Origin of the sequence: Nocardiopsis kunsanensis DSM 44524, assembly GCF_000340965.1 — a bacterium.
GTDB classification, from domain to species: Bacteria; Actinomycetota; Actinomycetes; order Streptosporangiales; family Streptosporangiaceae; genus Nocardiopsis; species Nocardiopsis kunsanensis.
Genome location: NZ_ANAY01000001.1, coordinates 188,526 through 210,277, shown reverse-complemented (window position 1 = coordinate 210,277; position 21,752 = coordinate 188,526). Strand labels below are relative to the sequence as shown.

Genomic DNA, 21,752 nt, shown 5'->3' with positions numbered 1-21,752 from the left:
GAGGTGGACCATGACCCACACTCCGAGACAGGACCGGGGTGAGGCATCCGTACTCCCCGACGTCGAGGGACACGGCGCCGAACTCCCGCCCGTCTGGCGCCGCATCGCAGCCGAACGCTGGGGGAGCGGCCGCACCGCCGACACCGTGGGCCTGCTCGTGCTCGTGCTGGCCACGGCACTGACCGCCTTCCAGCTCTACGTGTCGCTGGCGGCGGGGATCGACGCACGCCAGCAACGCCTCGTGCACCTGATGTTCGTGATGCTGCTGGTGTTCCTGACGATGCCGCCGCTGAAGGCGGTCGAGGACGAGGACGGAAACCCCCTCGACACCGCCGGCAACCGCACCCGCACGATCCTCGGTGCCGGCATCGACCTCGCCGCCATCGGCCTGGCAGTGGTCACCAGCCTGTACCCGATCGTCCTCCAGGAGGAGCTGGCCTCCCGCGCCGGCGGCTACGAGAACACCGACTGGATCATGGGACTGCTCGGGATCCTCGTGCTGCTCGAGGCCACCCGCCGTGCCGTCGGATGGGTCATGGTCGTCCTCGTGTCGCTGTTCATGTACTACGCCTGGCTCGGGCCGCTGATCCCCGGCGAGTTCGGGCACACCGGCGCCACAGTCCAGCGCATCGCCACCCACAGTTACCTGGGCAACGACGGCATCTACGGGATGACCCTCGGCGTGGTCGTCACGTTCGTGTTCGTGTTCATCCTCTTCGGAGCGGTCCTGTCCAAGACCGGGGGCGGCAACTTCTTCGTCGGCCTCGCCTACGTGCTCACCGGACGCATGACCGGAGGCCCCGCCAAGGGTGCGGTGCTCGGCAGCGCCCTGATGGGGTCGGTCTCCGGCAGCGCCATCGCCAACGTCGTCACCACCGGCCCCTTCACCATCCCCCTCATGAAGCGGGTCGGTTACAAGAAATACGACACTGCCGGGGTGGAGGCCGCCGCCTCGACCGGGGGACAGGTCCTGCCGCCCATCATGGGCGCGGGCGCCTTCATCATGGCCGAGCGGCTCGGCGTCCCCTACGCCGAGATCGTCAAGGTCGCCATCATCCCCGCACTCATGTACTTCGGCGTGATGTTCCTGTTCGTGGACATCCTCGCCCGCAAACACGGGATCGGGGCCCTGCGCGCCGACGAGGTCCCCCGGTTCCGGACCGTCATGAAGGCCGGCTGGCACTTCCTCGCACCGCTCGTGCTGCTCATCGTGCTCCTGCTCAACTACGTACACCCCGCACAGGCCGGCCTCTACGCCTGCGGCGCCCTGCTCGTGGTCGCGATGCTGAGGGCGAGCAGCCGCCTGGGGGTGCGCGACTTCTTCGAGGTCTTCGTCATCGCCGCCCGGAACACCCTGGCGGTCTCGGTGGCCTGCGCCGTCGCCGGCATCATCGTCGGCGTGGTCGGCCTCACCGGGCTCGGGCTGGTCTTCTCCAACGTGCTCGTCACCGCGTTCTCCGGGAGCCTGCTGCTGACCATGGTCATGGTCGCCCTGGCTTCGCTCGTTCTCGGTATCGGCCTGCCGGTGACCGCCTCCTACGTGGTGTTGGTGATCCTGGCCGGCCCCGCCCTGGAAGAGCTCGGTCTGGCCCTGATCGTCGCGCACATGATCGTGTACTGGTACAGCCAGGACTCCAACGTCACGCCACCGGTCTCCTTCGCGGCCTTCGCCGCAGCCGGGATCGCCGGGTCCAAGCCCATGCGCGCGGGTGTGTCCGCGTGGAAGTTCGCCAAAGGCCTCTACCTCGTCCCGCTCCTCATGGCCTACTCGGCGCTCATGGCCCTGGACGGCCCTCCCGCCGACGTGGTAATCGCCGTGGTGACCGGGTGTGTGGCCCTGACGGCGTCGGCGGTGGCGATCGAGGGCTTCTTCCTGCGCAAGGTCGTGCTCGCCGAACGCCTCGGCCTGCTCCTGGCCGCGGTACTGGTGATGGTCGCCCCCGAATGGGCCGGGCTCTTGCAGGCCGTGCTGTCCCTGGACCTGCACCACTACTGGTTCGTGCTCACCGGGACCGCTCTCGGTGTGGTGCTCCTGGTCCTGCACGTGATCAACCACCGTCTGGCCCGGCGTTCCGGTCTGCCCGAGGAACGCACCGAGACCGCGGCCGGCGTCCACGCCGGCTGACTCGGCCCCCGGTGCGCGCGCCCGTCCTGCGCGCACCGGGCCCTTCCCACCACCCCCTAAGCTCGGTGGCATGTGGCGTTTCGGTTGGAATCGGAAGAGGGTGCTGGGCGGTACCGGCATCGGTGAACTCCTGGTGCCCGCCGGATACGGGACCGATCCGGCCGTACGTGCCGTGTGCGAAGCTGTCCTCGGGGGCGAGCTGGCCCCCGGGCTCACCCTGCTCGCCGACACCCGCGACGACCCCCACGCCCGGGTCCACGCGGCCGAGGCCCTCGGCCGCGCAGCGGTACAGCGCATCGGCGACGTCGCCGAGCTCGCCGAGGACGGCGCCGACCAGGCCGACGTGCTCCTGTGGGTGGGCCACACCCTGCTCGCCGGCGCCCAACGCCGCCCCGGATCCTCCCGTGCCGACCGCAAGGGTCTGGCGGCCGCACTCCAGGAGGTGCGCATCCCCCTGGAGACCTCCGCCGAGCTGCGTCCCGACGACGCCGCGCCCTGGACGGCACTGCAGACCGTCGCCATGGGTCTGGGCGCGAACCGTGACGAGAAGGACCGCCTCTGGCGCGAGATCACCGACCGCGCACCCGCGCTCTTCCCCGCGCACATGACCCGCGTGCGCACCCTCTCGCCCACCCGTGGCGGCACCACCGAGGAGATGTTCGCGAGCGCTGGTGCCTCCGCCGACGTCGCCCCCGAGGGCGACCCGCTGCCCGCCGTGCTCGCCCTGGCCCACGCCGAACACCTGCGCGGGGAGGAGAAACGCCTGGTCGCCGAAGGCAAGAACCCCGAGATCGCTCACCTGGGCCTGGGCCGCCTGCACGGCGAGCCCGTGCAGGAACTCTTCGACCTCGCCCGGTCCTGGGCCGAGAACGCCGTCCCGCACGTCTACGACACGCAGGCCCACCACCTGTTCGGCTGGGCCTTCCACCGGGCCGGCATGCCCGATCCCGCCCGCTGGCACCTGGGATCCGTCGGCCGCCACTCCTGTGACCTGCCGTGGTCCTTCTTCGGCGCACCCCGCGCCGAGACCGCCCGTGCCATGGCCGAACTCGGTGTCGATCCCACGGCCCACGACACCGTCGGAGGGGATCCGCGCCGCGATCCCTAGAGCGTTGATGGGGGTTCAGGGTAGGGAACGTGGCCCTGCGCGGGGGCGGACCCGGTGGGTCGGTGACCGGCCGGTGGAGGAGTGACAGGTGGGACGGGTCCATGGACCGGTGGTAGGTGGGTGGTGTTCGTCGGAGCGTCGAGCGTAGCCCGGCCGGGGCTTCCCGCAACCCGCATCGGCGCCCCGCCACATACCCGGCACCCGCTGAAGGGTACGGCGTTGTGGTGGGTTGTTCGCGGCGCCTCGGGGTGTGCGGTCCACCCCTTCCCCGGGCTGGCCCGCTCTCGCCGCCGAACACCCAACGGCCGCAGACCAACCATCCGCCCGAAGAAGTGTGGGGGCACGACCAACCCCCAGGGGCGAGTCACCGCGCACACGCCGCCAGCGGTGGTCACAATGGCCCGCCACAGGGGGAGGAAAGCGCCCACCGTTCCTTTGGCAGCCGGGCGCCGGGGTGTGGGGGTTCGTCGACAAGGGTCGGGAAAGCCCGGCGCAAAGGGTCGCAGCGCACACTCCGAGGCGCCGGGGCCAGCCCACCACACACCCGCCACCATGAGCACCGGGAATCAGAACCGGGGGCGGCGCCGAAGCGGGTTGCGCAGACCCGGCCGGGCTACAATTCCCGACCCCGACGAACCATCACCCGGCACCACAAGAAACCCCCCACACCCTGAGCCGCCGATCGGTCTGAGGGAGGGCGTGATCCATGTCGACGAGGACCGGATCCCGGACATGCTCACGCAGTTCGAGGGGTTCGACGGCGAGCGCTCGGTCGCTGTGCCGGAGAACGCACCCGCACCTGCATCGGGTCTCGAGGCAGTGGTCGCCGAAGGGGCCGCAGCGGTCGCCTACATCGCCGAGGACGGCGAACGCTATGTGGCGGGGCTGCAGTGAGCCATACCCGGCGCTACCATACGTGACGCGCCGCCCAGCCCCGAGGCCCAGGGCGGCGCGCCCGCCCCCCAGCCACCCGAACCGCCCACCCCCATGGAACGAGGCACCTCCCATGCCCGACGGTCCGCAGATCGACACCACCCGTACCCACTCCGCCCGTATCTGGAACTACTGGTTGGGCGGCAAGGACCACTACCCGGTCGACCGCGCCGCCGGTGACCAGGTGGCCGAGCACTTCCCCGAGATCACGGACCTGGCCCGCGGCGGCCGTGAGTTCCTCATCCGCGCCGTGACCCATCTGGCGCAGGACGCCGGCATCCGGCAGTTCCTCGACATCGGCACCGGGATGCCCACGGCAAACAACACCCACGAGGTCGCCCAGGCCGTCGCGCCCGAGAGCCGCGTGGTCTACGTGGACAACGACCCGCTCGTGCTCACCCACGCACGCGCGCTCCTCGTCGGCACCGAGGAGGGCGCCACCGACTACATCGACGCCGACCTCCGCGCCCCCGACAAGATCATCGAACGCGCCGCCCGGACCTTCGATCTCGACCAGCCGGTGGGGCTCATGCTCATGGGGATCCTGGGCCACATCCCCGACGAGGAGGTCGTGCCGGTCGTACGCCGACTCATGGACGCTCTGCCCTCGGGCAGCTACCTGGCCAGCTACGACGGCAGCAACACCAGCGAGGCCTACAACCAGGCCATCGAGGTCGGCAACGAACAGGGGGACGTGCCCTACATCCTGCGCAGCCCGGAGGAGATCGCGAAGCGATTCGAGGGTCTGGAGCTCCTCGACCCCGGTGTCGTCCCCTGCCCCCTGTGGCGGCCCCGCCCCGTCGAGGTCGGCAGCAACCGCGGGATGGACCAGTACTGCGGGGTGGCACGCAAGCCCTGATACGGGTCGAGCGGGGGCGGGACGGACGGAACCCACCGGGGTTCGCGTCCGACCTCCGCCGGTTCCGTCGACCTCAACGGCTTCCAGTTCTCCCGCACGCTGGAGGTGCTCACCGGGGACGGGCCGCTGCACGACCCGATGACCGGCCTGGACACCGGCGAGCAGTACAACTACGTGTTCGACGGCAGCTCGCAGGCCCTCGGCCACATCCCGGTCGCCGATCCGAGTTCCACGACCGGGTCAGCGACCACGACCCGCAGGTGATGTGGTTGGACACCCGCGGCTGACGCCGCACTCAGCCCCCGGTCCCGGTGCCGGGGGACACCGCCAGGTAGACGGTGTTGCTGGAATCGCGCTCCTGGATCGGGTTGGGGAAGCTGACGACCTCGGCCCTGACCCGGTCGAACACGGTTCCCAGCAGCTCGGTGAAATCCTCGTCCGGTGCGTCGTTGGACCACAGGGCGAAGACCCCGCCGGGCAGCAGGAGCTCGTCCCTGAGGTGCCGCAACCCCTCGTCCGTGTAGAGGACGGCGTGGCCGGGGTCGAGCACGTGGCTCGGTGAGTGGTCGATGTCGACGAGCACCACGTGGAACGGTTCCGGTGCGGGTTCGGGCACGGCTCCCGAACCCGCACCCACCATGGCGAAGAAGTCCCCGTGCACCAGTCGGCAGCGGGGATCCCGCACCAGTTCGGGGCCGAGGGGGATCAGACCCTGCCGGTGCCAGTCGATGACCTCGGCCAGGGTCTCCACCACGACGAGGGAACCGACCGCCTCGGCCTCCAACACGGCCTGCGCGGTGTATCCCAGGCCCAGGCCGCCCACGGCCACACGCAGGTCCGTGCCCTCCGCCTCGGCCAGGGCCAGCCGGGCCATCTCGACCTCGGCCACGGTGAACAGGCTCGACATCAGGAACTCGTCCCCGAGTTTGATCTCGTGCACCTCGGCCCGGAAGAGCGGGTCGTAACGGCGGCGCAGGCTGAGTTCCCCCATGGGAGTGGTCCGCCAGTCGAGCTCCTGGAAGCGGGCGCTCATCATTGTCTCCTGGGGTCGGTCGTCCGGTTCGCACCGACCGTAGCGCGGCGGCGGGACCAGCGTGTGTGTTCTCCGGGGGAAGAGCGGAGGAACCACCTGGACACCCTCGGGTCGAAAGATGGTCAGGGCTCAGGAAGCGTGGACCGCGAGGGTGGGCACCAGCACCGGGCGCTGACGGTTTCCACAGCGGGAAGCGCTCGAGTGTGGTCCACTCCCGAGAGATTGAGGAATGCGATGAACGGGAACGTCGAGATCTACGAGCCCCCGCAGATCGCCGATGTCGGCGACTCCGCAGAGCTGACGCGTATCACCTCCAGCGGCGGCTGGATCGACAGCCCCGGCTGGGGCTGGTGGCTCTGACGGTACTCTGGCCCCTCGGAGCCGGTGGCCGTGCAGAAGAAGGCGGACCTCGTGGCGGGGTCGGCGACGCCGGGGCCCTCCAGGCCCTGGCGGTGGCGGGGGTGATGTCGGTGCGACCCTCTGGACCTTCCCGTGGCTGGTGCTGCCCTTGGTGGGGGTCTTCGGTCTCGCCGTTGCGGTGCCGGGTGCGTTGTTGGCCACGCGCGGCCTGATGCGCTCCCTCTCCGAATGAAAGGCGCGCCGTCACCGCTCTCACAGCCGTGACGGCGCGCACGCGGCTCACGTGACCGTGCGGCTCAGGGGGCATGTATGGCTGACGGGCCGACTGCGGGCACATCCGTGTGGGAGCCGGGGTTCACCGCATCTCCCGGCGGGCCAGCAGCACGGCCGACAACGCCCACACGGCCGCGGTCAGGGCCCCGGCGGCGGCCACGATCGTGCCCACGGCGCCGGGATCCAGCGACGCCGAGTCCGCGACCGCCGTGTTACCGAGGAAGAGCGCCGAGGACACCAGTGCCTGCGGCACCAGGTGGCTGAGTACACCGCCCCCGCCGCCGAGCAGTACACCGGCCCCGGCCACGCACCCGAGCAGACCCAGGGCGACGGGAGCGGCGAACGAGCGAATGGACATCGACAGCAGCGACTGCACCGCGATCACCGGTGTCGCGGCGACCACGGCCAACCCCGCCACGGCGGCCTGTTCCCACGGCGGCATCCCCTCCAGGCCCAGGACGAGACGGCCGACCACTGCGACCAGTACCAACAGCACCAGCTGCATGAACGCGACCACGAGTGCGAGCGCCGCGATCTTGGCGCCCACGATCGCAGCAGGGCGGATGGGTGTGGACATCAGCAGGTTCCAGTTGTGGCCGCGGTGCTCCATGCGCCAGGCGGCCGAGGCCAGGACCGCCACCCCCATCGACAGGAACAACAGCCCGTAGAACAGCACCACCTGTGACCAGAACGGCGCCCACCCCGACGACAGCATGCTCCGGTTGCCGGCGTAGTTCAGCGCCCCGGCCGTCACGGTCAACACGGGCAGAACCAGTGCGACCAGCCACAGGGCCGAACGGCGTAGTTTGACGAGTTCGGCGAGGATCATGCCGGACCCTCCTCAGCACGGTCGAAGCGGCGGCAGGCCACGGCGAACAGCACCACCACGGCGCTCAGGTACGGCACCAGCACCCCGTAGGCGGGGGTGACGGCGGCCAGACCGCCGTCCGGTCCGGTGCCCAGCGGAGAGATCGCCGCGTAGTGTCCCCAGGGGAGCGCCAGAGCCACCCACGCCGGCATGAGCAGGGCGAAGACCGCGTAGAACGCCCCGAGCAGGCCGACCCCCAGGCCGACGAACTGGTTGTCCACGCGAGCCGCCAACCACAGATGCAGGAAGAGCACCACCAGGTTCACCAGTGCCAGGGTGAGCGTGTACCGCGCCCACATCCCCGCGGGGAAAGCCACTTCGACGCCGGCGAGCAGCCCGGCCCCGGCGACCAGGGCGGACTGGACGGCCACGGCCAGGGTCAGCACGGCACCCAGCACGAGCGCCTTGGCCCGGCACAGTTGTCCCGGCCCGAGGCCGCACACACGGGCCAGCGTCCACCCCTGTCCCTGGTGCTCGATGTCGACCTGACGCGAGGCCAGTACCGCGACCACGACCGGGGAGGTCATCGCGGCGACCACGACGTGGTTGAGCAGCAGCTGTTCCCACGGTTGCGCGGAAGGGTCGCTCAGGTCGGCCCGCATCGAATCGGAGAACAGGTTCGCCGAGGACAGGGCCACGACCGCGATCACCATGACCGCGAGTACCGGAACGACCCGGGCGCGGCGTGTCTTGCGGAGTTCGACCGCCACTGCGGTGCGGTTCACGACAACCCCTCCCGCCCGGTCAGGTCCATGAAGACCTCTTCCAGGGACTGCCGCACCCGTCGCACCCCGTGGACCGGTACCTCATGGTGGACGAGCTGCCGCACCAGGTCGGCGGTGGCCGCGTCGTCGAACCCGGACAAGCGCAGACCCCCGGGCCCGCGCACCGCCGGCAACCCGAGGTCCAGGGCGCGCTCGGGCTCGGGGGTGTCCACGAGCAGGTCGGGAACGCTCCGGTCGAACAGTTCCTCCCGGGTGCCCTGGAAGATCAACCGTCCCCGACCGAGGACCCCCAGCACCGACGCCATCCGGTCGACCTCGTCGAGCAGATGGCTGGAGACCATCACGGTGATGCCCCGGTCGGCCAGTGACACCAGCAGTTCGCGGATCTCCTCGATCCCGGCCGGGTCCAGGCCGTTGGTGGGCTCGTCCAACACGAGCAGGCGAGGGTCCCGGGCCAACGCCGTCGCGATGCCCAGCCGCTGCTTCATGCCCAAGGAGTAGTCGCGCACACGTTTGTCCATGTGCTCGCCCAACCGCACGATCTCCACGGCGCGTGCCACCTGGCGGTCGCTCGACCCGAGCATGCGCTGGACGACCGCCATGTTCTCCCGGCCCGTCAGGTGCCCGTAGCCGGGAGGGGCCTCGATCAGGGAACCGATGTGCGGGGACAGTTCGTGTCGTGTGCGGTGATCGACGGGACGGCCCAACACGCTGATCTCGCCGCGGGTGGGCCGCACCAGCGACAGCAGCATCTTCATCGTGGTCGACTTGCCCGATCCGTTGGGACCCAGGAACCCGTAGACGCAGCCCTCGGGCACGCGCAGGTCCAATCCGTCCACGACGGTGCGTGAACCGTAGGTCTTGGTCAGACCTTCGGTGGTGATGACGTGACTCATGGATGCTCCTTCCACGAAGAAGCCTCCGTCACCGCATCCCTCCCGCACATCGGGCCGCGGTACCGGATCCGTCCTCGTACCCGGGGAGGAGGAACACGGGAGGCCCGGGCGCTTCAGGGGCCGCGGAGCAGGTCCTCACGGTCCACCAGCCCGGTCCGGAAGGCGAACAGCACCGCCTGCACCCGATCGCGCGATCCCGTCTTGGCCAGCACGTTGCCCACGTGTGTCTTCACGGTCGGCATGGACAGCACCAGCAGGTCGCAGATCTCGGTGTTGGTGGATCCGCGTGCCACCGCCACCAGCACCTCGCGCTCGCGCAGGGTCAGTGACTCCGACGCCCGACGCAATTCCCGGTCGGGCGGGGAGGACGGGCCCGAACCGCCCCCGAGCAGGGGCCGTACGTGTTGCAGCAGGCGCCGTGTGGAGCTCGCCGAGATCACCGAGTCGCCCCGGTGCACCGTGCGCAGGGCCGCCAACAGTTCCTCGGGCGGGGTGCTCTTGAGCAGGAACCCCGCTGCTCCGGCCTCGATGCCCTCCACCACGTACTCGTCGGTGTCGAACGTGGTCAGCACGATCACCCGGCAGCGCGACCCGGAGGCGACCAGGGTTCGGGTGGCGTCCAACCCGTCGGTGCCGGGCATCTGCACGTCCATGAGCACCAGTTCCGCGGGGTCCTCCTGCTGGGCACGTACCGCTTCGGCGCCGTCCCGTGCCTGCCAGGCCACACACAGATCGGACTGGGAGTCGATCACCATGGCCAGGCCCGCGGTGAAGAGCTGCTGGTCGTCGGCCAAACCCACCCGGATCACGGTCGCCCCCAGTGCAGGGTCGCGTGCACCCGCCAGCCGCCGGTCCCCTCGTCCGGACCGGCTTCCAAAGTGCCCTCGTGCAGGGCCACCCGTTCGCGCATGCCGGCGAGGCCGTGCCCCGCGGGAGCGTCCTCGCCGCCTCCGTCGCCGGGGAGATTGGCCACGATCACGTCGACCCGGTGCGGCGACCACGCCAGTTCCACCCGCACCACCACCGGCCCGGCGTGTTTGAGCACGTTGGCGAGGGCCTCACGGACGATGCGGTGCACGGTCAGGGACACGCTCGTGGGTACGTGGTCGGCCCCCTCGGCCCCGCCGTCTCCCGGAGGAACGCCGCGGAGCACGTGGCGCACGTCCAGGCCGGCGCTCCTGTACTCGTCGAACAGTTCCGGAAGAGCGGCCACACCAGGCACGGGGGCCGGCCCGCGCTCCTCGTCGGCACGGAGCACACCGAGGAGCTGGTGCAGCTCCCGGGCGGACTCGCGCCCCACCCGGCCGACCGTCTCCAGCGCATCCACCGCACGGCCCGGGTCGGAGGCCGCGGCGTAGCGGCCCCCGTCGGCCTGGGCGATCATGACGTTCAACGAGTGCGCGAGCACGTCGTGCATCTCCCTCGCGATCCGTGTGCGTTCGGCCAGCGCGGCCAGGCGCACCTCCCGGTCCCTTCCCTCCTCGAGGAGCCGTGCGTGCTCGACCACCCGCTCGACCTCCTCGCGATTGCGCCGCCGCACCGTCCCGAGCAGGGTGAACAACAGGAGGAAGGACCAGCTCGAGGCCACGGTGGCCATCCTGCTCCCCAGGTCGTCACCGCCCGTCCAGTCCGGGATGATGAACACGGCCCAGGCCGCCCCCGCCAGCAGGAGCACCACCGCGACGGGCCGCCACCGGGGCGACAGCTCCGTCTGCGAGGTGTAGGCCGCCACCAGGGCGCAGACCAGGCTCAACACCGTCAGTTGGCTCATCCACAGGTACTGGAGCGTCACCAAAGCGGCCAGGGCCGAGAGGGACGCCAGTGGACGCAGGCGCCGCACGGCCAACGCCGAGCAGCACGCCGCCGCCAACAGTACGTACAGGAGGGAGTCGACGGCGGAGAAATAAGTCAGCGGCCAGAGCGAGACCGACACGGTGAACCAGAGCACCGCCCCGCACACGTCCACGGCGAGCGTGTGCCCACGGGCCCAACGTGTCACACGGTCCATGAGCGGGCGCGGAGACGTGGTGGGCATGGGCACCAACGCTATCGACCCGTCGCACGCATGTCCTCGTACCCCGGTATGAGACCGCGCCCGCGCTCGAGGAACCAGTGGCGGGGTTCACCCCTGGCCCGGTCGGGGCGCGTCCTATGCTGGGGGCGTCCGCGGGCCGCCGGAGACCCGGTACGGCTGCCACACCCGGCCACGAGCGAGGGAACCAACGTTGAACGTGCTGCTCACCGGAGGTGCCGGCTACATCGGTACCCACACGGCCGTCGAGCTCCTCGAGGCCGGGCACGGCGTCGTCGTCGCCGACTCCCTCGTCAACAGCCACGAGGAGGCCCTGCGCCGCGTCGAGCGCATCACCGGCCGCGCGGTCGCCTTCCACCACGCGGACTGCACCGACCCCGACGCCCTGCGCCGTGTGCTGTCAGAGCACGAGGTCGACGCCGTCGTCCATCTGGCCGGGCTCAAGGCGGTGGGGGAATCGGTCGCCCAGCCGCTGCGCTACTACCGCAACAACCTCGACGCCCTGCTCACCCTTGCCGAGGTCATGGGTGAGTTCGGGCTGCGCGACCTGGTCTTCAGCTCCTCGGCGACCGTCTACGGCGACCCCGGGACGGTGCCGATCCCCGAGAGTGCCGGGCTGGAGAGCACCAACCCCTACGGCACCACCAAGCTCTTCATCGAACAGATACTGCACGACCTGGCCGCAGCCGACCCGTCGCTGCGCATCGTCTCCCTGCGTTACTTCAACCCCATCGGCGCCCACCCCAGCGGTCTCATCGGTGAGGACCCCCAGGGCGTGCCCAACAACCTCTTCCCCTACATCGCGCAGGTCGCCGCCGGGCGCCGCGAGTACCTCGGTGTGTTCGGCGACGACTACGACACCCCCGACGGCACCGGTGTGCGCGACTACCTGCACGTGGTCGACCTCGCCCGCGGCCACGTGGCCGCCCTGGACCACCTCGCCGACAGCACCGGGCACCGCGTCTACAACCTCGGTACCGGACGCGGTACCTCCGTGCTGGAGTGCGTGCGCCTGTTCGAGGAGGCCACCGGGGTCCACGTGCCCTACCGCGTCACCGAGCGCCGTCCCGGCGACATCGCCGTCTGTTACGCAGACCCCACCGCAGCCGGCCGCGACCTCGCGTGGAAGGCCCGGCTCACGGTCGCCGACGCCTGCGCCGACGCCTGGCGGTGGCAGTCCGCCAACCCCCGCGGTTTCGCCGGCCCCCCGACCGGGAGTTGAGCCGGAGCGCACATCCGCGAGTGAACCCCTGAGCACGCTGGACACCCTAGAATCGACGGAGATCCCTTTACTCCTGCGGAAGGTCCTCCGTCGTGTCCGTTGGTGATGACACCACGTTCGACACCGTCCTCGTCGTCGACTTCGGCGCGCAGTACGCGCAGCTGATCGCACGGCGGGTGCGGGAAGCGCACGTGCACAGTGAGATCGTTCCCTCGACCATGCCGGTCGAGGAGATGCTCGCCAAGAAACCCAAGGCCATCGTCCTCTCCGGCGGGCCCTCCTCGGTCTACGCCGAGGGCGCCCCCGACGTGGGCGCAGAGCTGTTCGAGACCGGGGTCCCGACCTTCGGTATCTGCTACGGCTTCCAGGCGATGACCCGGGCCCTGGGCGGGACGGTCGCCCGCACCGACCTCAGCGAGTTCGGCCGGACCGAACTCGCCGTCGAGCCCGGATCGGTGCTCTTCGAGGGCACGCCGGCCGAGCAGCTCGTGTGGATGTCGCACGGGGACTCCGTCGTCGAGGCCCCCGCAGGGTTCGTCACCACCGCACGTACCGCGGGCGCCCCCGTCGCTGCTTTCGAGGACACCGACCGCGCTCTGTTCGGCGTCCAGTTCCACCCCGAGGTCCTGCACACCGAGCACGGCCAGGAGATGCTGCGCCGCTTCCTGTACGAGGGGGCCGGGTGCCGTCCCACCTGGACGATGGTCAACATCGTCGACGAGCAGGTCGAACGCATCCGTGAGCAGATCGGCGACAAGCGTGTCATCTGCGCACTGAGCGGCGGCGTGGACTCCGCGGTCGCCGGCGCCCTGGTCCAGCGTGCTGTCGGAGAGCAACTGACCTGCGTCTTCGTCGACCACGGCCTGCTGCGCAAGGGCGAGGCCGAGCAGGTCGAGAAGGACTACGTGGCCGTCACCGGCGCCAAGCTCAAGGTGGTCGACGCCCAGGAACAGTTCCTGGAGGCGCTGGCGGGCGTGAGCGACCCCGAGGAGAAGCGCAAGATCATCGGCCGCGAGTTCATCCGCGTCTTCGAGCAGGCGGCCCGCGAGGTCGTCGCCGAGAGCGGGGACGCCGACAGCCAGGTCGAGTTCCTGGTCCAGGGCACCCTCTACCCCGACGTCGTGGAGTCCGGCGGCGGCAACGGCACCGCCAACATCAAGTCGCACCACAACGTCGGCGGCCTGCCCGAGGACCTGCAGTTCACCCTCGTCGAACCGCTGCGCGAGCTGTTCAAGGACGAGGTGCGCAAGGTCGGTGAGGAACTCGGCCTGCCTTCCGAGATGGTCTGGCGCCAGCCCTTCCCCGGCCCCGGCCTGGGCATCCGCATCATCGGCGACGTCACCCGCGAACGCCTGGAGACCCTGCGCGACGCCGACGCCATCGCCCGCGAGGAGCTCACCCGCGCCGGCCTCGACCGCGACATCTGGCAGTGCCCGGTCGTGCTGCTGGCAGACGTGCGCTCGGTCGGTGTGCAGGGCGACGGCCGTACCTACGGCCACCCGGTCGTGCTGCGTCCGGTCAGCAGTGAGGACGCCATGACCGCGGACTGGTCGCGGGTTCCCTACGAGGTCCTGGCGCAGATCTCCAACCGCATCACCAACGAGGTCCGGGAGATCAACCGCGTCACGCTCGACGTCACGAGCAAGCCCCCGGGAACCATCGAGTGGGAGTAGGCGCCGCTCCCGCGCACGGACGGGTCCGGTCGCATCGCGCGGCCGGGCCCGTTCCCGTAGGGGGGAGCTCCCCTCAGTAGTCCCCGAACTCGTACTCCTCGGCGCGCTCCACGAGGTCGCCGACGAGCACCTCGTCGTAGCGGTCGAGGTTCTCACCCGGGAGCTCGCCCTCCGGGAGCTCCTCGGTGGTCAGCAGGAGCCGTTCGGGGACCTGATCGCTGTGGATGATGAAGACCATCGGCCCCGTGACCTTGTCGCCGGGGTGGATGGTGGGGTTCCACAGGGGCGCGTTCGCCTCCGCGGTCGAGGGTTCGCGCGCCGTCTCGGTCTTCTCGTCGGTGGCCATGATCTGGTTCTCGTGCCGCATGCGTACGGTCTCGTCACCGTGGTTGGTCACGGTCAGTTCGACGACGCAGTACTCTCCATCGCCGACCCGGACCGCCGAGTGCAGACCGACCTGTTCCATACCGCAGGTGATGGCCGTGACATCGAAGTCGACAGGTCCGTCCCCGGCCTGGTCCTGGGGACCGTCGGGGGCCTGCTCGGCGGAGTCGTCGGTCCCGTCCCCCTCGCTCCCGGAGTCGTCGGAACCGTCCCCCTCGCTCCCGGAGTCGTCGGAGCCGAACCACAGCGGCCCCGAGCCCGGGTTGAGCACACTGAACAGCAGGAACAGGATCGCTGCCACGAGCGCGACCCCGCCCAGTCCCAGAGCCAGGAACAACCCTCTGCGGCGCCCGGGTTCGGTCGGACGGTGCGGTGGGGGCGGCACCGGGGGCACGTACGGCCGCGAAGCCGGTTGGGCCTGCTGGGCGTGCTGGGCGTGCTGGTGCTGAGGCTGTTGTGCTCGGGCGTGGTGATGCGCCTGCGGGTTCTGCTGCTCGGCCGGCGCCACCATCGGGATCGGCCCCGTGGAGGCCGGGTGCTGAGCGGGTGCGGGCCCGCCCCGGGGCTGCTGTGCCTGCTGCGGCGCCCCGGAAGGGTGTGAGGCGGGCTGCGGGCCCCCGGGCGGCGGCCCCTGCTGCGAGTGCGCGAAGTTCCCGGTCTGGTTGCCGGGAGGTACCGGCGGACCGTTCTGTTGGAACTGGCCCGGGGGAGGAGGGCGGCGCATCCCGCTCGCGGTCTGGTGCGCACCCTGCGGAGGCTGGGGCGGCGCACCGGGGCCGGGCGGGATGGGCGGCAGCTTCGGGTGCCACGAATGGTGCAGCGCGTCGGAGACCATGTCGTTGCCGTTGTCCTCACCGCCGGTGAGCTCCAGCAGCAGGTCCTGCGCGGTGGGGCGGCGGCCCGGTTCCTTGGCCAGGGCCTGGGTCACCAGCCGGTCCAGAGGGCTGGTGATGTTGCCCAGCTGCGGCTCGGCGAACAACACCCGTTTGCCCAGCGTCATGGCGTCGCCGTTACCGAACGGGTGTGTGCCGTTGCCGGCGAAGGCCACCAGGCACCCCCAGGCGAAGATGTCCGCGGAGGTGGTGACCTGCTCCTCCAGCAGCTGCTCGGGCGCCATCCACCCCGGGCTGCCCATGACGATGCCGGTCTGGGTGTGGTTCGTGGCGGTGTTCATCGCCCGGGCGATACCGAAGTCGATCACCCGCGGACCCGACAACGACAGCAACACGTTCGCGGGCTTGAGGTCGCGGTGGACCAGCCCGGTGCGGTGGATGGCAGCCAGCGCCGCGGCCACGCCCAGAGCGAAGCCGTGCAGCGTCGAGGAGTCCAGCGGACCGTTCTCGGAGACGTGTTCGGCCAGCGCTGTCCCGGCGATGTACTCGGTGACCATGTACGGCCGGTTCTCGAAGGTTCCGTGGTCCAGAACCTTCGCGGTGCAGAAGGAGGCGACCTTGCGGGCGTTCTCCATCTCGTCGCGGAACCGGGCCCGGGTCTGCTCGTCGAAGGCGAGCTCCGGGCGGATGACCTTGATGGCTACCTGGTTGCCCCGCTCCGGCATGCTGCCGAGGTAGACGGTACCCATGCCGCCACTGCCCAGTTTTCCGGAAAGCACGTACGGGCCGATGGTGGCCGGATCTCCGGCAGCCAGCGGTTCCAGGTTCTTCGGGAGCCCATCCGACGGCAAGCGACCCTCCCCGACGGTGTCCAAACCCCGCCTTGCCCCAAGGTAGCGGTGTTTGTGCCCGGATTCCCATTCGGAGACCTGATCGGGTCCCTCAGGGGACGGGCGTTGACTGACATGACAGTGGTGACGGTCCCCGGTGCGAGGGGCCCCGGGTTCCCGTGCGGCGGTGTCACCGCCGCTGGGAGGCGGTGAACACGGGGGTGCCCCTTCGGGGGCTCGTGTTCACGCAAGGTGGGGGTTCCTTTACGATTGGGGACTCGTGACCGTTAATACCACCGTAACCGTGCGGGTTCCCGCGAAGGTGAACCTCCAGTTGGCGGTGGGGCCCGGACGTGAGGACGGGTTCCACGACCTCGTCAACGTGTTCCACGCCGTCTCGCTGTTCGACGAGGTTACCGCCCAGGACGCGTCGGCGCGTCGTTCACGGCCCCTCACAGAACTCACAGCCGATGGTGGGACGGGGACCCACCTTGCACGGGTTCCCCTCGACTCGTCGAATCTTGCTGCCCGGGCGGCCGTTCTCCTCGCCGAGACCACGGGGAAGAGTACGCCAGTCGATCTGAAACTGATCAAGCAGATCCCCGTCGCGGGCGGTATGGCGGGCGGCAGTGCCGATGCCGCGGCCGCCCTGGTGGCCTGCGACCGGCTCTGGGACAGCGGCATGTCCCAGGAGGACCTGGCCGGGCTCGCGGCCCGCCTGGGTAGTGACGTCGCCTTCGGACTCGTGGGAGGCACGGCGGTCGGTACCGGACGCGGCGAGATCCTCACCCCCATGGACAGCCCCGGCCGGTTCCAGTGGGTCTTCGCGCTGTCCCCGCACGGCCTCTCCACCCCCGCCGTCTTCGGCGAGTACGACCGGCTGTTCCCGGACGCGCCCGAGCCCCGTGAGAGCCCCGCCCTGCGCAGGGCCCTGGCCGAGGCCGACACCGCTGCCCTGGGCCGGGCCCTCGACAACGACCTGCAACCCGCCGCGCTCTCGCTGCTGCCGGAACTGGAACGCACCCTGGACACCGGGCGCGCTGCCGGTGCCGTCGGTGCGCTGGTCTCGGGCTCGGGTCCCACGTGTGCCTTCCTGGTGGGAGGCGGCGACGAGGACCCCGGGACCGTCGAGGCGCGCCGCCGCGAGGTCGTGGCGTCCTTGGAGGGCAGCGGCCTGTGCGAGTCGGTCGTCACGGCCGAGGGCGATGTCCCCGGGGCCGTCCTGGTGTGAGGGAGTTCATGCTCCGGGCCGGGCGGCGAGACCTGCGGGAGGCAGTCGGAGCCCGGCCCGCCGATCACTTCACCGCACCCATCGAGAGGCCGCGCACGAGCTGGCGCTGGGCGCTCCAACCCACGATCACGATCGGCAGCGAGGCCATCACCACCGCGGCCGAGAGCTGGGCCACGAACAAGCCCTCGCTGGTGACGAAACCGGTCAGGAACACCGGCACCGTCGCCGCCTGGGCCGCGGTCAGGTTCACCGCGAAGAAGAATTCGTTCCAGGCGAAGATCATGCAGATCAGCGCCGTGGCGGCGATACCCGGGACCATGATCGGCAGCATCACCGACCACAGGATCCTCGGCAGGCCCGCGCCCTCGACCCGGGCGGCCTCCACGATCGCGGTCGGCACCTCCAGGAAGAACGACCGCAGCATCCACACCGCGATGGGCAGGTTCATCGCCGTGTAGAGCACCACCAGGGTCCACACGTTGTCCAGGACCGACAGGTGCGCGGCCGCGACGTAGATCGGCACCACGACCGCCACCACCGGCAGCATCTTCGTGGAGATGAAGAAGAACAGCACGTCCTTGGTGCGCTCGACCGGGGCCACCGACAGCGCGTAGGCGGCCGGGACCCCCAGGGCCAGCACCAGCAGCGTCGAGGCCAGCGTCGCGATCAGCGAGTTGCCGAGATAGGGCGCGAAGTCCGACCCCAGCACGGCCGAGAACCGGTCCAGGGTCGGGGTGAAGAACAGCGTGGGCGGGTCGGTGGCGGCCTGGTTCTCCTCCTTGAAGGCCGTCAGGACCAGCCACAGCGCCGGGGACACGAAGAGCAGGCCCACGGCCCAGGTGAACACGGTCAGGGCGCCACCGCGCACGTTCGCGGCGTTCGGGAACCGGCGGCGCGGTTCCGGTGCGGCGGACCCGTCACCGGACCGCGCGGGTCGTTCGGCGGCTGGGGCGGTCACGATCGGGCCTCCTGTGCGTCCATGAACGTGCGGAAGATCAGCCGCAGGGCCAGCAGCGCCACGAGGATGGTGCCGACCACCACCACGACGCCCATGGCCGCGGACTGTCCGATGTCGAACCCCAGGAAGGTTCGCTGGTAGATGTAGAAGGGCAGGTTGGAGCTGGCGGTGCCCGGACCGCCCTGCGTCATCATGTAGATCGTGTCGAAGGTGTTGACCACGTAGATCGACCCCAGCAGCACACCCAGCTCGATGTAGCGGCGCAGGTGCGGCAGGGTGATCCACGCGAACATCTGCCACTTCGAGGCGCCGTCGACCTGCCCGGCCTCCAGCACGTCCGCGTCCTGGCTCTGCAACCCTGCGAGCACCAGCAGCGCCATGAACGGTGTCCACTGCCACACCAGGGCGATGACCACCGACAGCACCGGCGCCTGCGAGACCCAGTCGAAATCGGCGAACCCGAACGGTGTCAGCACGAAGTTGACCAGCCCGAAGACCGGCTCCAGCATGATGTGTTTCCACAGCAGAGCCGTGGCCACCGGCAGGATCAGGAACGGGGTGATGACGAGCGTGCGCACCACGCCCCGGCCCCAGAACCTGCGGTCCAACAGGAGTGCCAGCCCGATGCCCAGCAGCATCGCCACGATCACGCACGAGGCGGTGATGAGGACCGTGTTGGCGGCCGCGCCCAGGAACTGGCGATCGGTGAACACGGCCGTGTAGTTGGCCAGGCCCACCCACGCCTGGGAATCGGGACGCAGCAGGTTCCACGACCGCAGCGAGTAGACGATCGTGGCCAGGAACGGCAGCTGGGTCACGACCAGCGTGAACACCAGGGCGGGCAACAGCGGCGCGCGCCGCACCCACCCCTGGCGGCGGGCCGAGGGGGACGGGCGCCGACGGCCCCGGGGCGGGCGTGCCGCGGCCTCCTCGCGCTCGGGGGCGGTCGGGGCGCTCATCGCTCCTCCTCCCTGTAGGTCTCGCCGACGGTCTCGGCGTACTCCTGGCCCTGCTCCAGCGCTTCCTCGACGGTGACGCGCCCGGCCACGGCCGCGCTGAGCTGTTGGCTCACCCGGGTACCCAGGTCCTGGAACTCGGGGATGGCCAGGAACCCGATGCCCTCGTAGGGGACGGGACGGGTCCCGGGGTCGGCCGGATCGGCGTCCTCGATGCCGGACAGCATCGGTTCCGCATAGGCGCCGGCGACCTCCTGGTAGGCGGGCTCCTCGAAGGTGGAGAGGCGGTTGCCGGGCGGGACGCGCTGCCAGCCGTACTCCTCGGCGACCGTCCGTACGTAGTCCTTGTCGGTCATCCACTCCAGGAACGCCCAGGCCTCCTCCTTGTGCTCGGAGGTGGAGGGGATCCCGAGCGACCAGGTGTACAGCCAGCCGCCGTAGTCGGTCTCGGCCACGGGCGCGGGTGCGTAGCCGTTGAGTCCGGCGACCGTACCGGCGTTCTCGTCCTCGATGGTGCTGACCATGGACGTGGAGTCGTAGAACATCGCGGAGCGGCCCTGCGCGTACTGGTTGAGGCAATCGCCGAACCCGCTGTTGGCGGCGCCGGGCTGGCCGTGCTCCCGCACCAGGTCGACGTAGAACCCAGCGGTCTCGCGGAACTCGGGCGAGTCGAGTTCGGCGTTCCAGTTCTGGTCGTACCAGCGGCCGCCGAAGGTGTTGAGGATGCTGTTGAACGGGCTGAGTACCTCGCCCCACCCGGCGAGGCCGCGCATGCAGATGCCCGACACCCCGGGTTCGACACCGTCCATCTCGGCCGCGAGGTCTGCGATCTCCTCCCACGTGGGGTCCTCGGGCATCTCGGCCCCGGCCTCTGCGAAGAGGTCCTCGCGGTAGGCCACGAACGAGGACTCCCCGTAGAAGGGCACCGAGTACATGTCGCCCTCGTGGGAGAGGTCGTCGCGGATCGAGGGGATGAAGTCCTCGGGGTCGTAACCCTCGGCGTCGTCGATGTGGGGTTGCAGGTTCTCCAACCAGCCGTACTCGGCCCACTGCCGGGTCTCGTAGTTGCTGATCATGACCGCATCGAACTCGCCTCCGCCCGTGGCCACCGACGTGGTGATCTTGGCGCGGGCCTCGTTCTCGGGCAGGGACACGAAGTCGACCTCGATACCGGGGTGCTGTTCGCGGAACTCCGACTGCAGGGAGATCGCGTCCTGCATCTGGGGGTTGGACACGATCGCCACGGTCAGCCGTACGGTGTCCTCGCTCGACGCGGTCGCGCCCGCACCTGCGCACCCGGTCAACAGGAGCCCCGCTGCGGCCGTGGCCAACACCGGTGTGCCTGGTGTACTGCGCATTCCGGTTCCTCCCGGGTTCAGGCGGCCGTGTCGGCGTCGGGAACGACCTGGACCTTGACGCCGGTCCCGGCGCGCATCATCGCCAGGGCCTCGGGGAACTCCTCCAACGGCAGCGCGTGGGTGAGCAGCGGGGCCGTCTCGATGCTCCCGGAGGCGATGAGGTCGACGGCAGCGCCGAAGCTGTTCAGTACCGCCATGGACCCCACGACGGTGATCTCCTCGTTGTAGATGCGGAACGGCGACAGCGAGACCCGGGCGTCCTCGTCGGCGACCCCGAAGACGAGCAGCCGCCCGCCCTTGCCGAGCGCGTCGACGGCGGCCTCGATCGCCGGGACAGCGCCGGTGACGTCGACGGCGGCGTCGAAGGTGCCCGTCGCGATGCCGGCGGTGTCGGCGGCCGTGGCGGCTGCGCCCAGGTCGGCGGCCAGGCGCAGGCGTTCGGTGTTGCGGTCCACGACCGTCACACGCGCGCCGGAGTTCTGCAGGAGCTGTTGCAGGAGCAGACCCATGGTTCCCGCGCCGACGACGAGGAACTCCTCACCGGTCTCCACACCGATGCGGCGCATACCGTGCACGGCGCAGGAGAGCGGTTCGACCAAGGCGCCCTCGCGCATGCTCACGGAGTCGGGGAGCCGGTAGCAGTTGGCCGCGGGCACGGCCACGTACTCGGCGAAGGCGCCGTCGACGGTGTCGCCGATCGCGCCCCAGTTCGCGCACAGGTTGCCGCGGCCGGCCCGGCAGTACTCGCAGTGGCCGCAGAAGAGCGAGGGGTCCACGGCCACGCGGTCGCCCGGTCGCAGACCGCCGGGGGCACGGTCGCCCACGGCGGTGACGGTGCCGGCGAACTCGTGCCCAGGGACCAGCGGGTACGGGCTGGGCGGGAACTCGCCGTCGGCGATGTGCAGGTCGGTTCCGCAGATTCCGCAGGCACCGACCCGGACGACCACTCCGTCGGGTTCTGGGGCGGGCGCGGGCCGGTCCCCCACGGTGAGGGAACCCGGCTCACTGATGATGGCGGCACGCATGGCTGGGGTACTCCCGGACTGTCATAGTGCTCATATGAGCGACCTTTGTCACATTTGTTTGGATCATTGA

19 protein-coding genes and 1 pseudogene are annotated in these 21,752 nt (G+C 70.3%); 9 read left to right on the top strand and 11 right to left on the bottom strand.

What is annotated here, in order from left to right:
• The first annotated feature begins 10 nt into the window (after positions 1-10).
• The 5 genes and pseudogenes from D456_RS0100975 to D456_RS25295 all read left to right on the top strand — a co-directional run.
• Positions 11-2,125 carry a TRAP transporter permease gene (locus tag D456_RS0100975; RefSeq protein ID WP_017574278.1) on the top strand — a complete coding sequence of 705 codons (2,115 nt, stop codon included), beginning with the start codon at positions 11-13 and terminating at the stop codon, positions 2,123-2,125.
• Between the two features lie 70 nt (positions 2,126-2,195).
• The gene (locus tag D456_RS0100970) at positions 2,196-3,233 is read left to right on the top strand and encodes a hypothetical protein (protein ID WP_051049375.1); all 1,038 of its coding nucleotides are present in this window, start codon (positions 2,196-2,198) and stop codon (positions 3,231-3,233) included.
• A gap of 699 nt (positions 3,234-3,932) precedes the next feature.
• The gene (locus D456_RS0100965) at positions 3,933-4,127 is read left to right on the top strand and encodes a hypothetical protein (protein WP_017574276.1); all 195 of its coding nucleotides are present in this window, start codon (positions 3,933-3,935) and stop codon (positions 4,125-4,127) included.
• Positions 4,128-4,239: 112 nt separating this feature from the next.
• Positions 4,240-5,025 (top strand): SAM-dependent methyltransferase, encoded by a 786-nt coding sequence (locus D456_RS0100960; RefSeq protein WP_017574275.1) that lies wholly within the window; start codon positions 4,240-4,242, stop codon positions 5,023-5,025.
• 69 nt (positions 5,026-5,094) lie between these two features.
• Positions 5,095-5,312 (top strand): annotated as a pseudogene (locus tag D456_RS25295) (endonuclease/exonuclease/phosphatase); the annotation flags it as partial.
• Between the two features lie 8 nt (positions 5,313-5,320).
• On the opposite strand, the gene D456_RS0100950 reads toward D456_RS25295, so the two are convergent.
• The gene (locus D456_RS0100950; protein ID WP_017574273.1) at positions 5,321-6,058 is read right to left on the bottom strand and encodes a polyamine aminopropyltransferase; all 738 of its coding nucleotides are present in this window, start codon (positions 6,056-6,058) and stop codon (positions 5,321-5,323) included.
• Positions 6,059-6,292: 234 nt separating this feature from the next.
• Here D456_RS0100950 and D456_RS26385 point away from each other — a divergent pair, with 234 nt between their 5' ends.
• Positions 6,293-6,418 (top strand): lasso RiPP family leader peptide-containing protein, encoded by a 126-nt coding sequence (locus D456_RS26385; protein WP_017574272.1) that lies wholly within the window; start codon positions 6,293-6,295, stop codon positions 6,416-6,418.
• Positions 6,419-6,773: 355 nt separating this feature from the next.
• Here the strand turns inward: D456_RS26385 and D456_RS0100940 are convergent, their stop codons facing one another.
• The 5 genes from D456_RS0100940 to D456_RS0100920 all read right to left on the bottom strand — a co-directional run bounded on the left by D456_RS0100940 (position 6,774) and on the right by D456_RS0100920 (position 11,215).
• Positions 6,774-7,520 carry an ABC transporter permease gene (locus D456_RS0100940; RefSeq protein WP_017574271.1) on the bottom strand — a complete coding sequence of 249 codons (747 nt, stop codon included), beginning with the start codon at positions 7,518-7,520 and terminating at the stop codon, positions 6,774-6,776.
• Positions 7,517-8,284, bottom strand: a complete 768-nt coding sequence (locus D456_RS0100935) for an ABC transporter permease (protein ID WP_017574270.1) — start codon at positions 8,282-8,284, stop codon at positions 7,517-7,519. The genes D456_RS0100940 and D456_RS0100935 overlap by 4 nt, the downstream gene beginning before the upstream one ends.
• Positions 8,281-9,180: an ABC transporter ATP-binding protein gene (locus D456_RS0100930; protein ID WP_017574269.1), complete on the bottom strand. Its 900-nt coding sequence runs from the start codon at positions 9,178-9,180 to the stop codon at positions 8,281-8,283. The genes D456_RS0100935 and D456_RS0100930 overlap by 4 nt, the downstream gene beginning before the upstream one ends.
• 113 nt (positions 9,181-9,293) lie before the next feature.
• A complete protein-coding gene (locus tag D456_RS0100925; RefSeq protein ID WP_017574268.1) occupies positions 9,294-9,989 on the bottom strand; it encodes a response regulator transcription factor in 696 nt (231 codons plus the stop codon).
• On the bottom strand, positions 9,986-11,215 hold the full coding sequence (locus D456_RS0100920) for a sensor histidine kinase (protein WP_017574267.1): 1,230 nt from the start codon (positions 11,213-11,215) through the stop codon (positions 9,986-9,988). The genes D456_RS0100925 and D456_RS0100920 overlap by 4 nt, the downstream gene beginning before the upstream one ends.
• A gap of 190 nt (positions 11,216-11,405) precedes the next feature.
• Between D456_RS0100920 and galE the strand changes: the two genes are divergently transcribed.
• A complete protein-coding gene (galE, locus tag D456_RS0100915; RefSeq protein WP_017574266.1) occupies positions 11,406-12,434 on the top strand; it encodes a UDP-glucose 4-epimerase GalE in 1,029 nt (342 codons plus the stop codon).
• A 92-nt stretch (positions 12,435-12,526) separates the two neighbouring features.
• On the top strand, positions 12,527-14,107 hold the full coding sequence (gene guaA, locus D456_RS0100910; RefSeq protein ID WP_017574265.1) for a glutamine-hydrolyzing GMP synthase: 1,581 nt from the start codon (positions 12,527-12,529) through the stop codon (positions 14,105-14,107).
• A gap of 73 nt (positions 14,108-14,180) precedes the next feature.
• Here the strand turns inward: guaA and D456_RS0100905 are convergent, their stop codons facing one another.
• Positions 14,181-16,175, bottom strand: a complete 1,995-nt coding sequence (locus tag D456_RS0100905; RefSeq protein ID WP_017574264.1) for a serine/threonine-protein kinase — start codon at positions 16,173-16,175, stop codon at positions 14,181-14,183.
• Positions 16,176-16,434: 259 nt separating this feature from the next.
• Here D456_RS0100905 and D456_RS0100900 point away from each other — a divergent pair, with 259 nt between their 5' ends.
• Positions 16,435-17,385, top strand: coding sequence for a 4-(cytidine 5'-diphospho)-2-C-methyl-D-erythritol kinase (locus D456_RS0100900; RefSeq protein ID WP_083904465.1), 951 nt, complete (start codon positions 16,435-16,437; stop codon positions 17,383-17,385).
• 64 nt (positions 17,386-17,449) lie between these two features.
• Here the strand turns inward: D456_RS0100900 and D456_RS0100895 are convergent, their stop codons facing one another.
• From D456_RS0100895 to D456_RS0100880, 4 genes are read right to left on the bottom strand one after another with little or no spacing between them, the layout of a single operon-like run.
• Positions 17,450-18,343 carry a carbohydrate ABC transporter permease gene (locus D456_RS0100895; RefSeq protein WP_017574262.1) on the bottom strand — a complete coding sequence of 298 codons (894 nt, stop codon included), beginning with the start codon at positions 18,341-18,343 and terminating at the stop codon, positions 17,450-17,452.
• Positions 18,340-19,302 carry a carbohydrate ABC transporter permease gene (locus tag D456_RS0100890; RefSeq protein ID WP_017574261.1) on the bottom strand — a complete coding sequence of 321 codons (963 nt, stop codon included), beginning with the start codon at positions 19,300-19,302 and terminating at the stop codon, positions 18,340-18,342. The genes D456_RS0100895 and D456_RS0100890 overlap by 4 nt, the downstream gene beginning before the upstream one ends.
• Positions 19,299-20,657, bottom strand: coding sequence for an ABC transporter substrate-binding protein (locus D456_RS0100885; RefSeq protein WP_026115458.1), 1,359 nt, complete (start codon positions 20,655-20,657; stop codon positions 19,299-19,301). The genes D456_RS0100890 and D456_RS0100885 overlap by 4 nt, the downstream gene beginning before the upstream one ends.
• Before the next feature lie 17 nt (positions 20,658-20,674).
• The gene (locus tag D456_RS0100880; RefSeq protein ID WP_017574259.1) at positions 20,675-21,682 is read right to left on the bottom strand and encodes a zinc-dependent alcohol dehydrogenase family protein; all 1,008 of its coding nucleotides are present in this window, start codon (positions 21,680-21,682) and stop codon (positions 20,675-20,677) included.
• Between the last annotated feature and the right edge of the window lie 70 nt (positions 21,683-21,752).

Bases quoted from the DNA above. Each gene is read 5' to 3' on its own strand.
- D456_RS0100975 (WP_017574278.1), top strand. From the start codon at position 11: ATGACCCACACTCCGAGACAGGACCGGGGTGAGGCATCCGTACTCCCC.
- D456_RS0100970 (WP_051049375.1), top strand. From the start codon at position 2,196: ATGTGGCGTTTCGGTTGGAATCGGAAGAGGGTGCTGGGCGGTACCGGC.
- D456_RS0100960 (WP_017574275.1), top strand. From the start codon at position 4,240: ATGCCCGACGGTCCGCAGATCGACACCACCCGTACCCACTCCGCCCGT.
- D456_RS0100950 (WP_017574273.1), bottom strand. From the start codon at position 6,058: ATGAGCGCCCGCTTCCAGGAGCTCGACTGGCGGACCACTCCCATGGGG.
- D456_RS26385 (WP_017574272.1), top strand. From the start codon at position 6,293: ATGAACGGGAACGTCGAGATCTACGAGCCCCCGCAGATCGCCGATGTC.
- D456_RS0100940 (WP_017574271.1), bottom strand. From the start codon at position 7,520: ATGATCCTCGCCGAACTCGTCAAACTACGCCGTTCGGCCCTGTGGCTG.
- D456_RS0100930 (WP_017574269.1), bottom strand. From the start codon at position 9,180: ATGAGTCACGTCATCACCACCGAAGGTCTGACCAAGACCTACGGTTCA.
- D456_RS0100920 (WP_017574267.1), bottom strand. From the start codon at position 11,215: ATGCCCACCACGTCTCCGCGCCCGCTCATGGACCGTGTGACACGTTGG.
- D456_RS0100890 (WP_017574261.1), bottom strand. From the start codon at position 19,302: ATGAGCGCCCCGACCGCCCCCGAGCGCGAGGAGGCCGCGGCACGCCCG.
- D456_RS0100885 (WP_026115458.1), bottom strand. From the start codon at position 20,657: ATGCGCAGTACACCAGGCACACCGGTGTTGGCCACGGCCGCAGCGGGG.
- D456_RS0100880 (WP_017574259.1), bottom strand. From the start codon at position 21,682: ATGCGTGCCGCCATCATCAGTGAGCCGGGTTCCCTCACCGTGGGGGAC.